Genomic DNA, 15,249 nt, shown 5'->3' with positions numbered 1-15,249 from the left:
GGGGTCGTCCACGTCCCCTCCCCGCGCCCTGTTTTGCCGGCCCACTGGGATCGGCGCAAGATTTGCGTAGCCGCAACGAAGAGGGAATACTGAGCGGATGACCAGCTCCCACGCCACGGCCGACCGTGCGTCAGCCGACCGCGCTGTCGATGCGGCTCTTTCGGCGGCGAACGTGATGATGCGCGTTGCGGCCAGGTCGGTGCTCGAGGTCGAGGATCGGGTCACCACGCCGCAGTTGCGGGTGCTGATGATGATCGCCGCCACGGGGCCGCAAAACCTGGGTGCGGTGGCCGAGGAGCTGAACGTGCACCCGTCGAACGCGACCCGGGCCTGTGAAAAGCTGGTCCAAGCCGGCTACATCGTGCGCTCGGACGACCCCGTCGACCGCCGCTACATCCGAATCGAACTGACGCAGGCCGGCGCCGACCTCGTGAACCACGTGCTGGACCAGCGCCGGCGTCAAATGGCCGAGGTGCTTGCCAGCCTCTCAGCGGACGAGCAGAGTACGGTCGCCGCTGCGCTGGAGCTGTTCGCCGGTGCGGCAGGTGGGGAACCCATCCATGACGGCCGCTTCGCGTTCTCGCTGCAGCCCGGGCATGACAGCTATTCCGCCGAGGACCATTCCTCGACGAGATAGCGTTCCGCGTCCGAGCGTTTGAAGGTCAGACCATGGCCGACCGAAGCGCGAAAGACCTTAAGGTCTCCTCCCGAGAGTGTGGGGCCACCGTCGAAAAACGCTGTCTCGATCTGCGCGTGGTCGTGGAAGTACTCCACATGCACGACGTTGGCCAGCGCAGCCCCCAGCGTCGCATGGATGGCGGGGGCGGTGTGCGCACTCAACGGTATGCCGGCGGCGTGGGCGAGGGTGGATGCGCGGAGGAAGCCGGTGACGCCGCCGCAGCGGGTCGCGTCGGATTGCAGGGTGTCGACCGCGCCAGCCGCCAGCATGGTTGCGAAGTATTGGGGTGTGTAGCCGTATTCGCCAGCGGCGATCTGCATGCCCGCGGGCCCGCGATTGCGGATCAGCCGTAGCCCCGCGAGGTCGTCGCTTGCGACGGGCTCCTCGAACCAGGTGACGTCCTCGTCTTCGAAGCGCGCGGCGAAACCGAGAGCCTGTTTGACGTTGTACGCGCCGTTTGCGTCGACGAACAGTTGCACGTCCGGGCCGATCGCCTCTCGCGCCGCCCGTACGCGTTCCAGGTCGTCCTCGGGCGCGGATCCGATTTTCATTTTTACCGCGCGGAGCCCGTCGTCGGCCCAGCCTCCGAGCTGGTGCTGGAGTTGGAGGATGGTGTAGCTGGTGAACCCGCCGCTCCCGTAGGCCATCACGCTAGTTGCTGAGCCGCCCAGTAGTTGAAGGAGGGAGACCTCAAGCTTCCGGGCGCGAAGGTCGTGGAGTGCGATGTCGACGGCCGAGATCGCACTGGCGCACACCCCGGCCCAGCCCAGGTTGCGGACCGCCCGTGCCATCGCCCAGAAGGTCGATTCGGCGGCGAGCGGATCGGTGCCGATGACGTGAGGTGCCAGGACCCCTTTGATGATGGCCAGAGCGGCCGGAGATGTGTAGGAGTAGCCGAGCCCGGTGCGGCCGTCCGCCTCGACCTCAACGATGAGCACGCCCGTGCTGTCCCACTCCGCCGTTCCGTCCGACTCGGGCTGCACTTCACCTACGGTGGTCGTCGGCACCGAGTACGCGGTTACCCTCACCCGGCTGACCCGGCCGTGCTCCATCATCTATTCGCTCCTGGAGGATTTCGCGTCGCCGCTGTCCTCGGCGTTGCCACCGAGGTGCAGTTTGCCTTTCACACGCTCCATGCCTTCGGTGATCAGGGCGGTCGCAGAGTCGCGGATCACACCGAGCTCGCTGGGATCGCCCTTCAGCAGCGCCTTGGCCGTGTTCTTCGCGTACTCCAGGGTGATGTGCGGCGGGAGCGGGGGGACGTTCTTGCTGGTGTGCGCATCGAGGAGGGTGACGCCTTGGTGCGCGAAAGCCGCATCCCAGGCGTCGGCGATCTGAGCGTCATCGGTGACCGTGATGCCCTGGAAACCGAGGAGTTCCGCCCACCCGGCGTAATCGACCGACTCGACCTCCTGTGCGGTGTTCCATACCGGGTTGCCGTCTTCGGTCCGCATCTCCCAGGACACCTGAGTGAGGTCGTTGTTATGCAGGACCAGGATGATCAGCTGCGGACTTTGCCACCGGTCGAGGTACTTCTTGATGGTGATCAGCTCGTTCATGCCCAACATCTGGAACGCGCCGTCGCCGATTGTGCAGATCACCGCCCGATCCGAGTAGGCGAACTTGGCCGCGACCGCGTATGGCATCGCGGCGAGCATCGTTGCCAGGCGGCCCGAGAGGTCGCCCATCATCCCTCGTCGCAGGCGGATGTGATGGCCGTACCAGTCGGCGGTCGTTCCGGCGTCGGCCGTGACGATCGCCCGCTCCGGTAGACGCTTGTTGAGCTCGTAGTACACGCGCCGAGGGTTGACGCCGTCGTCGTAGTGCGCCATGGCCTGCGCGTCCATCTCGGTCTCCCACTGAACCATCTCGTCCGCGATGCTCTGCTGCCAGTCGAGGTCCGTCGTTGCGTGCAGCAGCGGGATCAGCGCGGTCAGGGTGCTCTTGACGTCGCCCCAGAGGTTTAGCTCGGTCGGGTAGCGGAGTCCCATCTGCTCGGGCTTGAGGTCGACCTGGATGGCGCGGGCCTGCCCGGTGGCCGGCAGGAACTGCCCGTACGGATAGTTCGTGCCGAGCAGGAGGAGCGTGTCGCATCCCTTCATCTGGTGCAGACTCGGCACCGATCCGAGCAACCCGACCTGTTGCGAGTGGTACGGCACGTCGGAGGGCACGACCTGCTTGCCCCGCAGAGCGGTGACGATGCCGGCACCCGCCAGCCTCGCCGCCTCCAGCACCTCGTCGGTCGCCCCATTGGCGCCGTGCCCGACCAGGAAGGTGACCTTTTCGCCGGCGTTGATGATCGCCGCCGCCTTCAGCAGCTCGCTGTGCGGAGGAACGATCGCCGTCGACGGCGCGACCGCGCTCGACCGGGACACCCACATTTCCGGTTCCGCCTCGACCATCTTCATACCTTGGATGTCGTGAGGAAGGATGATGACGGCGGGCTGCAGTCGCACGCGTGCTGTCCGGAAGGCGGTGTCGATGACGGCCTGCGCCTGTTCGGGGGAAACGATGGTCTGCACGTAGCAGGCAACGTCCGAGAAGACGCGTTCCAGGTTGCTTTCCTGCTGGTTGAAGGTCCCTAACGCGTTCACGCCCTGTTGGCCGACGATGGCGACCACTGGCTGGTTGTCCATCATCGCGTCGTAGAGCCCGTTGAGCAGATGAAAGGCGCCGGGGCTGGAGGTTGCGGTGCATACCCCGATCTCGCCGGTGAATTTCGCGTGCGCTGTCGCCATCAGGGCGCAGATTTCCTCGTGGGTCGGGCGGATGTATTCCACGCCCGTTCCCGCGCGCTCGGCTCTGCCGAGCGCGCCATCGAAATCGCCGATGCCGTCGCCGGGAAACCCGAACACGCGGCTGACCCCCCAGTCGCGGATGCGCTGGATGACGAAGTCGCTCACGCTGCTCATTGGGACTCTCTCTCGGTTTTGTCCGGGTGCTGGATGAGACGGTCGGCCGCTCGCGCGGCGATCGCCATGATGGTCAGTGCCGGGTTGGCGCTTCCCTGGGTCGGCAGCACGCTGCCGTCGGTGATTAGTAGGTTGGGGACGGCGAAGCTGCGGCAGTCCGCATCCACCACACCGTGCTCTTCGCTGCGGGCCATGCGGGCGCCGCCGACCAGGTGGGCGTATCGCTGGATGGTGATGGTTTCGCTGGCGCCGGCTGCGGTGAGGATCCGCTCCATGACGTCTTGCGCGGCCCGTCCGAGGGCGCGGTCGTTGTCGCACTGGCTGTACGAGAAGTGCGCAACGGGCAGGCCGTAGCGGTCCTTTTCGTCGCTCAGCGTGACGCGGTTGTCCGGCTGTGGCAGGAACTCGCAGAGGGCGCCGAGGCATGCCCAGTGCACGTAGTCGGACATGTAATTGCGGAGCTCTGCACCCCAGCGTCCCTCGGCCATGACGTGCTCCGCCCAGGTGATCGGCAACGGCGATACGGTCTGGATCGAGAACCCTCGTTTGTATGGCTTCCTTGGGTCGGTCTCGTAGAAGTCCTCGGTGCTGACTTCGGGGGGTGGACCCTTCCACATCCGGATCTCGGAGTCGAACCGGCCGGCGGTCTGCGGGGCCCCCTGCACCATCAGATAGCGGCCGACCTGGTCGAAGTCGTTGCAGAGCCCGTCGGGGAAGCGTTGTGACGTGGAGTTGAGCAGCAGTCGCGGCGTCTCGATGGAGTATCCGGCGACGGCGACCATGTGTGCCCGCTGGAACCGCTGCCTGCCGTTCTTGACGTAGTGGACGCCGGTTGCGCGTCCGGTCCGCTGATTGATCTCGATGGAGGTGACCATGCTGTCGGCGCGCACTTCGGCACCGTGGTCGAGGGCGTCCGGGATGTGGGTGATGAGCGGAGACGCTTTGGCATTGACCTTGCACCCTTGGAGGCAGAAGCCGCGGTAGATGCAGTGCGGCCGGTTCCCGAAACGGCCGTTCGCGATGGCGACAGGGCCGACCTTGGCGGTGATCCCGGAAGCCAATGCCCCGCGTTGGAACACTTCGCCGTTCCCGGAGACGGGATGCGGCCGGTGCGGATAGGAGTGCGGGTCGCCCCAGGGCCAATCCTCCCCGGCGACCGGCAGCTCGCCCTCGATGGCGGAGTAATACGGCCGGAGGTCGTCGTATTCGATGGGCCAGTCGGCTCCCACGCCGTCCTGGCTGTGGGTGCGGAAGTCGCTGGGATGGAAGCGGGGGACGTAGCCGGCGTAGTGGACCATTGAGCCGCCGACGCCTCGGCCTGAGTTGTTCGAGCCGAGGGGGACCGGGTCTGCGCCACCGATCTGCCGGGGTTCCGTCCAGTACAGTTCGTGCGATCCGGCCTCGTCGCTCACCCAGTCGGTCTCCGGATTCCAGAACGGGCCGGCGTCCAGGGCCACGACCGTCCAACCGGCGCGCGCCACGCGTTGCAGCAAGGTCGACCCGCCTGCGCCGCAGCCGACGATGACGAGGTCGACGATGTCCGCGTCGCCGAAGCGGCGCATGTCGTCGCGGAGCCGGTGCTCGGGGGCGGCGCCGTTCGGGGTCAGCAGCCAGGCCGAGTCGTTGCGTTCGCGGACGTCAGTGCTCATGGGATGTTCCAGCCTCGGAGGAGGTGCCGTGATCGTCGGCGGTCTTCGTCGGATCGTCAGCGGGGTTCGCGTCGGCGACCTCGAACGGTTCGAGCCGGTCGATGCCGAGGTTTTTGTAGCCGCGTGGGTAGGCGGGGCCGGCAAACCCGATCTCGTTCCAGGCCCATGGGTGGGAGTAGAACGCGGTGCAGGCGTACCGGGCCCACAGACCCCACACCTGGGAGGCCGTCAGGTCGTGCCAGGGTTGTTCTCCGATGTCCTGGATGTGGGCGAGCATGCTCTCCTGGTCGGTCCAGGAGCAGTCGGCGAAGCACGTGCCGTACGCGGCAGAGGCGTCCTCATCCAGGGCGGCTAGCGACTGCCGCCACGCGACGGCGTCCTCCGGCATTGAGTCGTAGTGCCAGCCGTCGGTCTGCTTCTCCGCTAGGCGGGCGTCCACCATGGCGGTCACCGGAACGCGCGGCTCTTTGCGCTGGTCGAGGAGTTGGTCGAACAACGCGGTGGCGCAGGCTTCTTCGGTGACGTTGAAGAACCGCATCTGGGGGAGCAGGCTCAGCCGTGACTGCACGAGCGACCGGGTGACCTCGTCCCAGTGGTCGCGCTGTGCGAGCGCATCGAAACCAGGGAATCTGTTGCCTGCGCGCGAGGACGGCAGGGGAAGCCCCGTCACTTTTCGCGCCTCAGGATTGCTGCGAGCAGGCCCATCCCGCCGACCAGGGTCACGAGAAGCGGGGCGAGCAGTGGCGGGCCCATCTCGAGGTTGTAGCGCAGGTTGTGCCATCCTCCCGGCTTCTGTGCGACCCCGCGTGCGTGCAGGTAGGTGCCTTGTAGTCCATTGGCGACGATGGTCGCTGCCGCGACGGGCAGCACCGTCTTCGCCAGGCGGCGGCTGGTCACACCGGCAATGCCGGCCCCGGCGCCGATCGGGCCGAGGATCACCGGCACCCACATCCACTTGTTGCCGAAGCTCGCTTTGTCATGCTCGAAGTAGATTTCTGCCGCGGTGACCAGAGCGCCAGCAGCCGTTAATGCCGAGAGTGAGCGTTCGAAGCGTCCAGTCTCGACGTTCTTGACCAGTCGGTCGATACCGTGCTGGGCTCCGGCGGGCGGGGTCCTTCTGCTGCGTGCCGTCATCGATCTCCTTCCTGGGGGCCTAACTGCCCGTGTTCGGGGGCGACGTGCTCGAGGATGCTTTCCCATGTGCTTGCGATCAGGTCCCGGCCGCCGTGTTCCGCTACGACGATCCGGGAGTTGGGGATTTCATCGGCGAACCAGCGTGCGTCGCGCGGAGTGGCATAGGTGTCCTGTCGCCCGACCAGTACGAGTGTTTCGGCGGCCGTAGTGGACAGGTTTGGCGGTTCGGCGCGGAAACATTGCAGGTCGGCGTCGACGCCGGCGGTTCCCTGCAGTTGAGCGTCGGCCATCATTCGCTCGACGCGGCGTTCGTAGGAGGTGGCATCCCATCGGGAGTCTGCCGATGTCAGGCGCTGGGGGTCGAACCAGTTGGCGTCGGCCGTGCGGGTTCCGGCTCGGGCCCCCGTTTCAGCCAGTGCGGGCAGGGCTGGGCAACCGATGAGCGCGAGGCGGTCGACTAACTCGGGGTGCCGCGCCGCGAGGGTTGCGGCGAACAGGCCGCCCTCCCGCCAGCCGACGACGCCGATGGAGCCGAAGTCGGTGCTGGCGGTCGAGCTCGCGGAACTTTCCGCCTGACCGAGGTATGCGGCGACTCCGTCTGCCCACTGGTTCGCCGATGGCTCGCTCCCTGTCGGGTAGGGGTCGGATGCTCCGAAGCCGGGGCGGTCGAACGAGACCAGGTGGAGCCCCCATGTCGATGTGAGGACGGGGTCCGGGTCGAATCCGGAGGCTCCTGCCGTCGGGTGGCATAACACCACGAGTCGTTTCGCCGCCGGATCGCCGATGGCCGTTAATCCGACGATCCGTCCGTCTGGGAAGCGTACGTGGAGTCCCGCCACGTCAGTGCTCGGCCTTGGGGTAGTTCCCGTGCCGCTCATTCGTGCTCGCGACCTCGGGCGGCTCGCCATGGTGCGATGCACCGGTGTACGCGCCTTCGGCGAGTGGGTCGGGTGCGTCGGTGCTTGTCTCGGTGTATTGGCCGTGGACGGTTCGGGGGCCTGTTTCGCCTCGCTGCGTGTACTGGCCTTCGAGTGCGTCCCGGTCGGTGGGAGAACCGGTTCGGTCCGTGTCGTCGTGTCTGCCCATCGTGCCACCTCCATTAGTTGCCTCTACGCAATCATTGCACCTGCGCGACTACTAGTGAAGGGGGCGAACTCGAGACCCAGCCGATTGCTAGGAGGTCGCTCAGTTGTCGTTTTGTCGGGCGGCCGCACGAACGAACCGCGCGCGGGGGTCCCGCACTGCACTTGTTGATGCGGTGTCGCGAGGCGCCAGTCCGTTCGCGATCCACCCCAGGACGAGACGCAGCCGCCGTCCGGCGCTGGGCAGCGCCACCGCGTGGTACACCTTGTCGACCGCCCACGCGGCCGCGCCGTGCAAGGGCAGGGTGCGCACGACCGCCGCGCCCTGGTGGCCGCTGTAGCTGGCAAGCGTTCCAAGACTGCGGTGCCGGTACTCGATCGTCTCGGCGCCGCGGGTGGTCCGGCGGATATTAGCCGCCAGGACTTTGGCCTGGCGGACTGCGTTCTGCGCGTTCGGCGGGCAGAACGCTGGTTGCTTCTCGGCGGTTAGGTCCGGGATTTGCGCGTTGTCACCAAGTGCCCACACTCCCTCGATGGGGGAGCCGTCGTTGCGTACCGCCTGTAGCCGTGCGTTGCACTGCACGTGGCCCTTCGCGCCGCGTGGAACGTCGGCCCGGTCGAGTACCGGATTCGGGGTGACGCCGGCGGCCCAGACGAGGGTGTCGCAGGGGTGCGCGTCGCCGTTGTCGAGGTGCGCAATTCCGTCCTCGCACGAGGTGAGCTTCGTGTGCAGGAGCACCGTGATGCCCCGGCGTCGAAGCAGCTGGAGAGTCCACTGCGACAGTTTCGGCGGCAATTCGGCCGCGATACGGCCCCCCTCCTCGACCAGCAGCCACGACATCCGTTCGCGCGCGAGCGCCGGGTAGCGGCCGAGTTCGATCTTCGCCCGTCGATGCAGCTCGGCGATCGCCTCCACCCCCGTGTAACCGCCGCCCACGAAGACGAAGGTCAGTGCTCGCTGCCGCTCGGCCGGATCCTGCGTCGCCGCCGCGAAACGCACCCTGTCCACGATATGGTCGCGCAGGTAGACCGCTTCTTCCAGGCTGGAGAACCCGATCGCGTGCTCGGAGAGTCCGGGGATCGGCAGTGTCTTGCTGACCGCCCCAAGGGCGAACACGACCTGGTCGAAACCGACACTGCGTACCGTGCGGTCGAGCAGACGGACGACCGCCACCTTGGCCGATGTATCAACTGTCTCCACTGCTCCTGCCATGAGCTGCGCGTGAGGGAAGCGGCCTGCGAGCGGCACCAGCGTGTCGCGGGGTGCCGTCTCCCCGCCTGCCACCTCGGGCAGCAGTGGTTTGTAGGTCAGGTACTGTTCCGGCTCGACCACGGTGACCCGGAGGCGCTGGGCTGCCGCATCGTGTCGCAGCTGACGGGCAAGAGTGAACCCGGCGAAGCCGCCACCCAGGATGAGAACGTGCGGTTCAGGCATGGCTGGACTCCTTGCTGCTTTCGATGTGGATGCGGTCCTCTGTGGTGCCGGCGTTTCCGGCCAGGAGATGGAAGGCGCTGCGGACGAGCGCGAAGTGGCTGTACGCCTGTGGCATGTTGCCCAGCTGGCGGTGCTCGCGCGGGTCCCACTCCTCGCTGAGCAGCCCGACATCGTTACGGAGGTCCAGCAGCCGCGCGAAGAGGTCCTCGGCTTCCGCCGTTCGCCCCGCACCGATCAGCGCGTCGACCAGCCAGAAGGAGCAGGCGATGAACACGCCTTCCGTGCCGGGCAGACCATCGTCGCTGAGTTCGGGACGGTAGCGCAGCACCAGCCCGTCCTCAGTCAGGTGCTGCTGGATGGCGTCGATCGTGCCGACGACCCGCGGGTCGTTCCCGGGCAAGAACCCGACGCGGGGGATGAGCAGCAGCGCCGCATCCAGCTCCTGGGACCCGTAGGCCTGCACGAAAGTGTTGCGGGAGGCGTCGTACCCGTTCTCGAGGATGTCGCGCCGGATCGCTGCGCGCAGACGCTCCCAGCGTCGGACGGGTCCGGGCAGGTCGAAGCGACGTGCGCCCTGGACCATGCGGTCCGCCGCAACCCAGGCCATGAGTTTCGAGTGGGTGAAGTGTTGCTTGGGGCCGCGGATCTCCCAGAGCCCGTTGTCAGGCTCCCGCCACACGGTCTCCAGGTGCTCGATCAGGGCGAGCTGCAGGTCCCACGCGTCCTCCTCGCCGGACCCGATGGTCGACCGGGTCAGCGCCAAACCGTCCAGCACCTCACCCCAGACATCCAGCTGCAGTTGGCCCGCAGCGGCGTTGCCTACGCGCACCGGCGACGAGCCGGCGTAGCCGTCCAGCCAGTCCAGCTGCTCCTCCGGCAGGCGGCGCCGCCCGTCGATGCCGTACATGATCCGCAGGTCGGCAGGGTCGCCGGCGACGGCGCGGAGGAGCCAGTCGCGCCAGGACCGGGCCTCGTCGGTGTAGCCGGCGGTGAGGAGCGACTGAAGCGCCAGCGTGGCGTCGCGCAGCCAGCAGTACCGGTAGTCCCAGTTCCTCGGCCCCCCCATCTGCTCGGGGAGAGATGTCGTGGGCGCCGCCACGATGCCTCCGGTCGGTTGGTAGGTGAGTGCCTTCAGGGTGATCAATGACCGCTGGATGGCGTCCATGTTGGGGCCGTATGCGGTGCTCCGGCTGCTCCACTCGGTCCAGAACTGCTCGGTCACCACCAGCGCGGTGTCCGGGTCGGTCGGTGTCGGCCGCGGCTCATGGCTCGGCGACCAGGTGAGCACGAACCGCACCCGGTCACCGGCCTCGACCGTGAACTCCGCCACCGTGCTCAGGTCGCGACCGCTCAGAGGGACGTCGGCGGTCACCTGCACGGCCTCGGGCCCGGCGACCGCCAGAATCCCTCGCTCCGTCCGGGTCACCCACGGCACGACGTGGCCATAGTCGAAGCGGAGGAGGAGATGGGTCACCATGTCCACCGACCCCTCCAGTCCCTCGACGATACGCACCAGATCTGCCGCCTGATCGCGCACGGGCATGAAGTCGGTCACTCGGACATGCCCGGTACTCGTCTCCCACTCGGTCTCGAGGATCAGCGTGCCGTCGCGGTAGCTGCGGCGGGTGCATCGACCCGCACCGGCCGGAGCGAGGAGCCACCGACCGGCGGAATCCTCGTCCAGCATTGCGGCGAAGCAGGCCGGCGAGTCGAACCGCGGCAGGCACAGCCAATCCACCGACCCGTCGGCGGAGACCATCGCCGCCGTGTGGAGGTCTCCGATCAGCGCGTACTCCTCGATGCGGGAGGCGCTCACAGCCCCGGGCCGCCCTGCATGATCCCGCCGTCGACGAACACCGTCGTGGCCGTCATGTAGTCGGCATCGCCGGAGGACACGAACGCCACCACCCGTGCGATCTCGGCCGGATCGGCCACCTTCCGGAGCGGGATGGAATCCTCCAGCTTCTCGCGGAGCGAGTCGTCCTGCATCGTCTTCGTGTTGATCGGGGTGGTAACGGCTCCCGGAGCGACGTTGACGACGCGGACTCCGTGCGGGCCGAGTTCGACGCCGGCGGTCCGTGTCAGCATGCGCATGCCGCCCTTGGAGACGCAGTAGGCGAGGTTGCCGGGCATCGGCCAGTCCTCGTGCACGGACGAGACGTTGACCACAATTCCACCGGAGCCCTGGTCGATGAAGGCCTGGGCCGCACGCTGGGTGCCGAAGACGGCGCTCTTCAGGTTCACGGAGATCACCTTGTCGAAGCTGTCCTCGTCGAGCTCAAGCAGCCCTTGACGTGTTTCGATGCCGGCGTTGTTGACGTAGATGTCAAGCCGGCCGAACTCGCGTTTAGCTGTGCTAATCAACTTGTCGATGCCCGCCGTTGTGCTGACATCCGCGTCGGCGCCGAGAGCTTTGCCTCCTGCCGCGCTGATCTCCTTCACGAGGTCTGCGGTGTCCTCCGGCCGCGCCACGTAGTCGATCACCACGGAAGCACCCGCCGCGCACAGCCTCCGGACGATCGCCTCACCGATCCCGCTGTTGCCGCCGGTCACCACCGCGACCTTGCCTGCCAAATCCATGCGCACCGCCTTCTGTGAGAGTCGCCGCCCATTTAACCCTGTGCTTGCGCAAATGCAATTGTTGCCCGTCGCGCGGTAGTGCTATCTCGCAATTGTTGCAGGTCCGCAAGCTATCCTGTTAGGGTGGCGGCGGGCTTGCGGTCGGGGGACCGCCGGCCCACGATTCGACGATCCCCGCCCGCGAATGCGCCTCGCTGATCCTCGGGCTCCACGGAAAGCAGACTCTTCGTGCTCCTCGCTGACTCAGGGTTTTCCGGCCCGTCCATCAACGACTTCTTCCCGCCGCCGCTACTGTTTGCGGGCACCCTGTTTGAGATCAACCGGGTCACGATCATCCGGTTTATCGCTACGCTTGCGATTCTGCTGATTTTCGGCCTCGGCACCCGGCGTATGAGAGTGGTGCCGGGACGCTTCCAGAGCGTCGTCGAGATGGGATTGGACTTCGTTCGCGTCAACATCGCGGCGGACCTGTTGGGCAAGAAGGACGGCGCACGCTTCCTGCCGCTGCTCACAACCATTTTCTTCATGGTGTTGTTCTTCAACCTCACCAGCGTCATCCCCGGCTTGAACATGGCCGGCTCTGCGGTGATCGGGGTGCCGCTGGTGTTGGCGATCGTGGCGTACGGGGCCTTTATCTACGCGGGCGTGCAGCGCAGTCCGAGGGGGTTCTTCCGTAGTTCACTGTTCCCGTCCGGCGTGCCGTGGCCGCTCTATATCATCGTGACCCCCATCGAACTTGTCTCTAGCTTCATCGTCCGTCCCGTGACGCTGGTGCTTCGGCTGATGATGAACATGGTGGTCGGGCACCTGCTGCTCGTGCTTTTCTTCTCTGGGACTGCTTGGTTGCTTTTCCAAGCGCCGGCAGCCTTCAGGCTGCTCGGCTTGGGGACGATGGTTTTCGGCTTCGCGTTCACCCTGATGGAGATCCTCGTCGGTGTGCTTCAGGCCTACATATTCGCCTTACTCACGGGTGTTTACATCCAGTTGGCGGTCGCCGACGAGCATTGACAGTCCCTGTGGGACGCTAGCCGCTTAGGGGGATCCGTGGGTCCTGATTGCTAAGGCGCAATAGTTGTCAAGGCGCACGTGCTGGGGTTTCATGGGCCCTATGAATTCTTTGCCGATCTGGCTGCTGGTGCTCATTTTCCTGGCTGGTGCGGCGGTCATCTGGTTCTCCGGTATTCAGCTGTCGAAGACGACTGACGTTCTGGACAGCCGGTTGCATCTTGGGAGCGCGCTCGGTGGTCTGATTGTGCTTGCCGTGGCAACAAACTTGCCGGAGATCGCGATCACCGTCAGTGCCGCGGTTTCCGGTTCGATCGGCGTGGCTGTGGGAAACATCCTGGGTGGTATCGCCCTTCAGACGGTCGTCATCGCTGTTCTGGACGCGTTCGGTAAGCGTGGCAAAGGAGTCAAGCCCATCACCTATCGCGCCGCGTCCCTCGGGCTCGTTTTGGAGGCTGTGGTGGTGGTCGCTGTCCTGTCGGTGGTCATCGCTGGCAGCCAGCTCCCTGTAGGCCTGTTGTTCGCCCGCCTCACGCCTGACGTTGTTCTGATCGCGGCGATCTGGCTGGTTGGCTTGTTTCTGGTGCGACGCGCAGGCAAAGGCCTCCCCTGGCATGAGGACGGTGCTGCTCCGGACACGACCACCCCTCACCCCAGCGCGCACCGCACTCGGAAACCGGCGAGTCCGGAGAAGATGAGCACCGCGAAGGCGGTGGTCATCTTCAGCGTGGCCGCGCTACTCACCCTCGCGTCCGGTGTCGCTTTGGAGCTGGCCGGAGACGCAGTCGCGAAGCACATCGGGATTTCCGGAGTGCTTTTCGGGGCAACCGTGTTGGCGTTGGCCACCAGCCTGCCGGAGATCTCCACCGGCCTGCAGGCGGTGAAGCAAGGCGATGACAACTTGGCGATTAGCGATATTTTCGGCGGCAATGCGTTCCTGCCGGTTCTCTTCCTCGCTGCGACCCTTATCAGCGGTAAAGCCGTTCTCCCGCAGGCGAACGCAAGTGACATTTACCTGACAGCGCTCGCGGGTCTGCTGACCGTTGTGTACGCCATCGGCCTCATCTTCCGGCCACGCAAGCACGTAGCGGGCATGGGCCCCGACTCGTTTACCGTGGTGGTGCTCTACCTGATCGGGGTGGGCGGCCTTGTGGCAATCACCATCAGCTGAGCGTGCGCGAACGGTCCGCGATATCTAACTGGGCGCCGCGGTGACGCAGAGCGTGTTCGTGTAGCTTGCCTCGGCTTGTTGGCCACGGCTGATTCTGCTGCGAGTGCCCAAACCGTTACGGACGTCCGAAGGCAGAGCTATTTCCGGCTATTTGAGACGTCATAGAGGCGTCGCTCTGCAGTTTCGGGAGCTGCCCAACTTGGCCCACAACCGCACCTGGTTGAAAGCGATCCACTGTCATCAGTTTGTTACCAGCCCACCCTACTGATCAGCAGTTCTATGGGGGCGTCGCGATCGATACAGGGCAGCGGTCGGGTTCAAATCCCAACGGCCAGCACGCCCGAAGGGGGTGGGGTGGGTCAAGGGGCGATAACGTCGGCTATCGCGTGGGTGGTTTTGAGAACGCGCGAGGCGGTTTCTCGGACGAGGTCGAGGTTTGCGTCGGCCCATCCAGTGATGTAGCCGATGCTGTACGTGCTGGTGTCGAATCCGGCGAGGCCAGCGACGATGTAGGCGACGGATTCGGCTTCCACTTCGATCCGACCACGGTGGTGCCGGTACTCGTCGAGGTTGTCGACGTGGCCGAGGTGAATGTGTGCGGCCTCGTGGATGAGCGTTTTCGCGGCCTGCTCCGGCGCGAGGTTCCGGCGGAGGACGACGGTGTGCCGATGGGGGTCGGTGTAACCGTTCGCAGGCGTGAGGGTTTCGCGTGTGACGGTCCAACCTTTGCCTTCGAGGTGGGCGGTTAGCGGGTCGAGCGCTCCGTGGTCATGGATGCCGGTGAGCTGGTGGACGGGGTTTTCGGGTATCTGTGCGCCGTCGACTGGTTCGGTTTGGGAGATGTCGAACACGGAGAGAACAGGGAAGTAGTGCATGGTGCGTTCTTCCTGGTCGGTCGAGCCCTCGTCGTCGGTCGCCTTCGTCGTCTTGGTGCTGTAGCCGAAGATTTTGATCGAGGTCTCTCCCTTGCGTACTTGGCGGCCTTTGGCCTGCCACTGCCGGAACCCGGCGACCATGGTCGCGTCCGGATTCTGGGCGAGGATCAAGAGGAGGTTGTTCAGGCTGTAGCTGTGGAACGAGCGGGCAAAGTCGAGGAATCGACGCCACTGCCCGCTCTCCGCGAGCTGCTGCACCTGGTCGATGATCGACGCGTGGAGTGCTTCTGCTTGCGCCTTCCGCTGTTCCTGGGTGCGCCGGTTCGTGGAATCGCTCATGGTCTGTACTCCCTAGTGGTCAACCTGATTGGTGGGCTGTTCGATAGAGGGAGTCGGGGGGAGCGGCAGCACCGAAAGTGCCAACCGCGCTCTGACGAGATAAGCCCGGAGGGCGCGTCAGAGCGCGGTTGGAACGGCAAGGTGCGTCAGCGACCTACGATGAACGGTCGGACAGCCCACACCGCAGTGAGAAGCACGGTTCCGCGCAGCAGGACCACAACAGACGCAGATAAACACGGGCTCCGTGTTCCGATCGGCGCCGTGGGCCGAGATCGTCGCCTTCCGCTGAGCGGAGCCGCCTGTGGCGGCGCGGTTCTTGCCGTTTTGTTTGTCTTTCCGTCGGCCGATCGTAGCTCGTTCCCGGTGCGTCCGTGCCGGGCTTTCGCGG

At 65.9% G+C, this 15,249-nt stretch carries 13 protein-coding genes; 3 read left to right on the top strand and 10 right to left on the bottom strand.

Translation table 11 applies throughout. The annotated features are described in order from the left end of the window. The first annotated feature begins 97 nt into the window (after positions 1–97). Positions 98–637, top strand: coding sequence for a MarR family transcriptional regulator (locus P3F85_RS14325; RefSeq protein ID WP_374008522.1), 540 nt, complete (start codon positions 98–100; stop codon positions 635–637). Here the strand turns inward: P3F85_RS14325 and P3F85_RS14320 are convergent. The 9 genes from P3F85_RS14320 to P3F85_RS14280 all read right to left on the bottom strand — a co-directional run bounded on the left by P3F85_RS14320 (position 604) and on the right by P3F85_RS14280 (position 11,471). Continuing rightward, positions 604–1,734 (bottom strand): enolase C-terminal domain-like protein, encoded by a 1,131-nt coding sequence (locus P3F85_RS14320; protein WP_374008521.1) that lies wholly within the window; start codon positions 1,732–1,734, stop codon positions 604–606. The genes P3F85_RS14325 and P3F85_RS14320 overlap by 34 nt on opposite strands. Beyond that, positions 1,735–3,591 (bottom strand): thiamine pyrophosphate-requiring protein, encoded by a 1,857-nt coding sequence (locus P3F85_RS14315; RefSeq protein WP_374008520.1) that lies wholly within the window; start codon positions 3,589–3,591, stop codon positions 1,735–1,737. After that, entirely contained in the window at positions 3,588–5,240 is a 1,653-nt protein-coding gene (locus P3F85_RS14310; protein ID WP_374008519.1) for a GMC family oxidoreductase, read from the bottom strand. The genes P3F85_RS14315 and P3F85_RS14310 overlap by 4 nt, the downstream gene beginning before the upstream one ends. Beyond that, positions 5,230–5,910 (bottom strand): gluconate 2-dehydrogenase subunit 3 family protein, encoded by a 681-nt coding sequence (locus P3F85_RS14305; RefSeq protein ID WP_374008518.1) that lies wholly within the window; start codon positions 5,908–5,910, stop codon positions 5,230–5,232. Before P3F85_RS14305 ends, P3F85_RS14310 begins: the two co-directional genes overlap by 11 nt. Further along, positions 5,907–6,374 carry a hypothetical protein gene (locus P3F85_RS14300; protein ID WP_374008517.1) on the bottom strand — a complete coding sequence of 156 codons (468 nt, stop codon included), beginning with the start codon at positions 6,372–6,374 and terminating at the stop codon, positions 5,907–5,909. The genes P3F85_RS14305 and P3F85_RS14300 overlap by 4 nt, the downstream gene beginning before the upstream one ends. Next, positions 6,371–7,252: an alpha/beta fold hydrolase gene (locus P3F85_RS14295; RefSeq protein ID WP_374008516.1), complete on the bottom strand. Its 882-nt coding sequence runs from the start codon at positions 7,250–7,252 to the stop codon at positions 6,371–6,373. Before P3F85_RS14295 ends, P3F85_RS14300 begins: the two co-directional genes overlap by 4 nt. A 307-nt stretch (positions 7,253–7,559) precedes the next feature. Then, on the bottom strand, positions 7,560–8,891 hold the full coding sequence (locus P3F85_RS14290; protein WP_374008515.1) for an NAD(P)/FAD-dependent oxidoreductase: 1,332 nt from the start codon (positions 8,889–8,891) through the stop codon (positions 7,560–7,562). Beyond that, on the bottom strand, positions 8,884–10,650 hold the full coding sequence (locus P3F85_RS14285) for a glycoside hydrolase family 15 protein (protein WP_374010947.1): 1,767 nt from the start codon (positions 10,648–10,650) through the stop codon (positions 8,884–8,886). The genes P3F85_RS14290 and P3F85_RS14285 overlap by 8 nt, the downstream gene beginning before the upstream one ends. A gap of 53 nt (positions 10,651–10,703) precedes the next feature. Then, complete coding sequence (locus tag P3F85_RS14280) at positions 10,704–11,471, bottom strand: SDR family NAD(P)-dependent oxidoreductase (RefSeq protein WP_374008514.1); 768 nt, start codon at positions 11,469–11,471, stop codon at positions 10,704–10,706. A 228-nt stretch (positions 11,472–11,699) separates the two neighbouring features. On the opposite strand from P3F85_RS14280, the gene atpB reads away from it, so the two are divergent. Next, positions 11,700–12,479, top strand: coding sequence for a F0F1 ATP synthase subunit A (gene atpB, locus P3F85_RS14275; protein ID WP_374008513.1), 780 nt, complete (start codon positions 11,700–11,702; stop codon positions 12,477–12,479). Positions 12,480–12,579: 100 nt separating this feature from the next. Next, entirely contained in the window at positions 12,580–13,647 is a 1,068-nt protein-coding gene (locus tag P3F85_RS14270) for a sodium:calcium antiporter (protein WP_374008512.1), read from the top strand. Between the two features lie 359 nt (positions 13,648–14,006). Here the strand turns inward: P3F85_RS14270 and P3F85_RS14265 are convergent, their stop codons facing one another. After that, entirely contained in the window at positions 14,007–14,861 is an 855-nt protein-coding gene (locus P3F85_RS14265) for an ArdC-like ssDNA-binding domain-containing protein (protein WP_374008511.1), read from the bottom strand. Between the last annotated feature and the right edge of the window lie 388 nt (positions 14,862–15,249).

Source organism: Leifsonia sp. T36S-04, from assembly GCF_042465655.1.
GTDB lineage: Bacteria > Actinomycetota > Actinomycetes > Actinomycetales > Microbacteriaceae > Leifsonia.
This window is presented reverse-complemented; position numbering and strand designations above follow the sequence as displayed.

Bases quoted from the DNA above. Each gene is read 5' to 3' on its own strand.
- P3F85_RS14320 (WP_374008521.1), bottom strand. From the start codon at position 1,734: ATGATGGAGCACGGCCGGGTCAGCCGGGTGAGGGTAACCGCGTACTCG.
- P3F85_RS14270 (WP_374008512.1), top strand. From the start codon at position 12,580: ATGAATTCTTTGCCGATCTGGCTGCTGGTGCTCATTTTCCTGGCTGGT.
- P3F85_RS14310 (WP_374008519.1), bottom strand. From the start codon at position 5,240: ATGAGCACTGACGTCCGCGAACGCAACGACTCGGCCTGGCTGCTGACC.
- P3F85_RS14285 (WP_374010947.1), bottom strand. From the start codon at position 10,650: ATGGTCTCCGCCGACGGGTCGGTGGATTGGCTGTGCCTGCCGCGGTTC.
- P3F85_RS14280 (WP_374008514.1), bottom strand. From the start codon at position 11,471: ATGGATTTGGCAGGCAAGGTCGCGGTGGTGACCGGCGGCAACAGCGGG.
- P3F85_RS14290 (WP_374008515.1), bottom strand. From the start codon at position 8,891: ATGCCTGAACCGCACGTTCTCATCCTGGGTGGCGGCTTCGCCGGGTTC.
- P3F85_RS14315 (WP_374008520.1), bottom strand. From the start codon at position 3,591: ATGAGCAGCGTGAGCGACTTCGTCATCCAGCGCATCCGCGACTGGGGG.
- P3F85_RS14325 (WP_374008522.1), top strand. From the start codon at position 98: ATGACCAGCTCCCACGCCACGGCCGACCGTGCGTCAGCCGACCGCGCT.
- P3F85_RS14300 (WP_374008517.1), bottom strand. From the start codon at position 6,374: ATGACGGCACGCAGCAGAAGGACCCCGCCCGCCGGAGCCCAGCACGGT.
- P3F85_RS14295 (WP_374008516.1), bottom strand. From the start codon at position 7,252: ATGAGCGGCACGGGAACTACCCCAAGGCCGAGCACTGACGTGGCGGGA.
- P3F85_RS14265 (WP_374008511.1), bottom strand. From the start codon at position 14,861: ATGAGCGATTCCACGAACCGGCGCACCCAGGAACAGCGGAAGGCGCAA.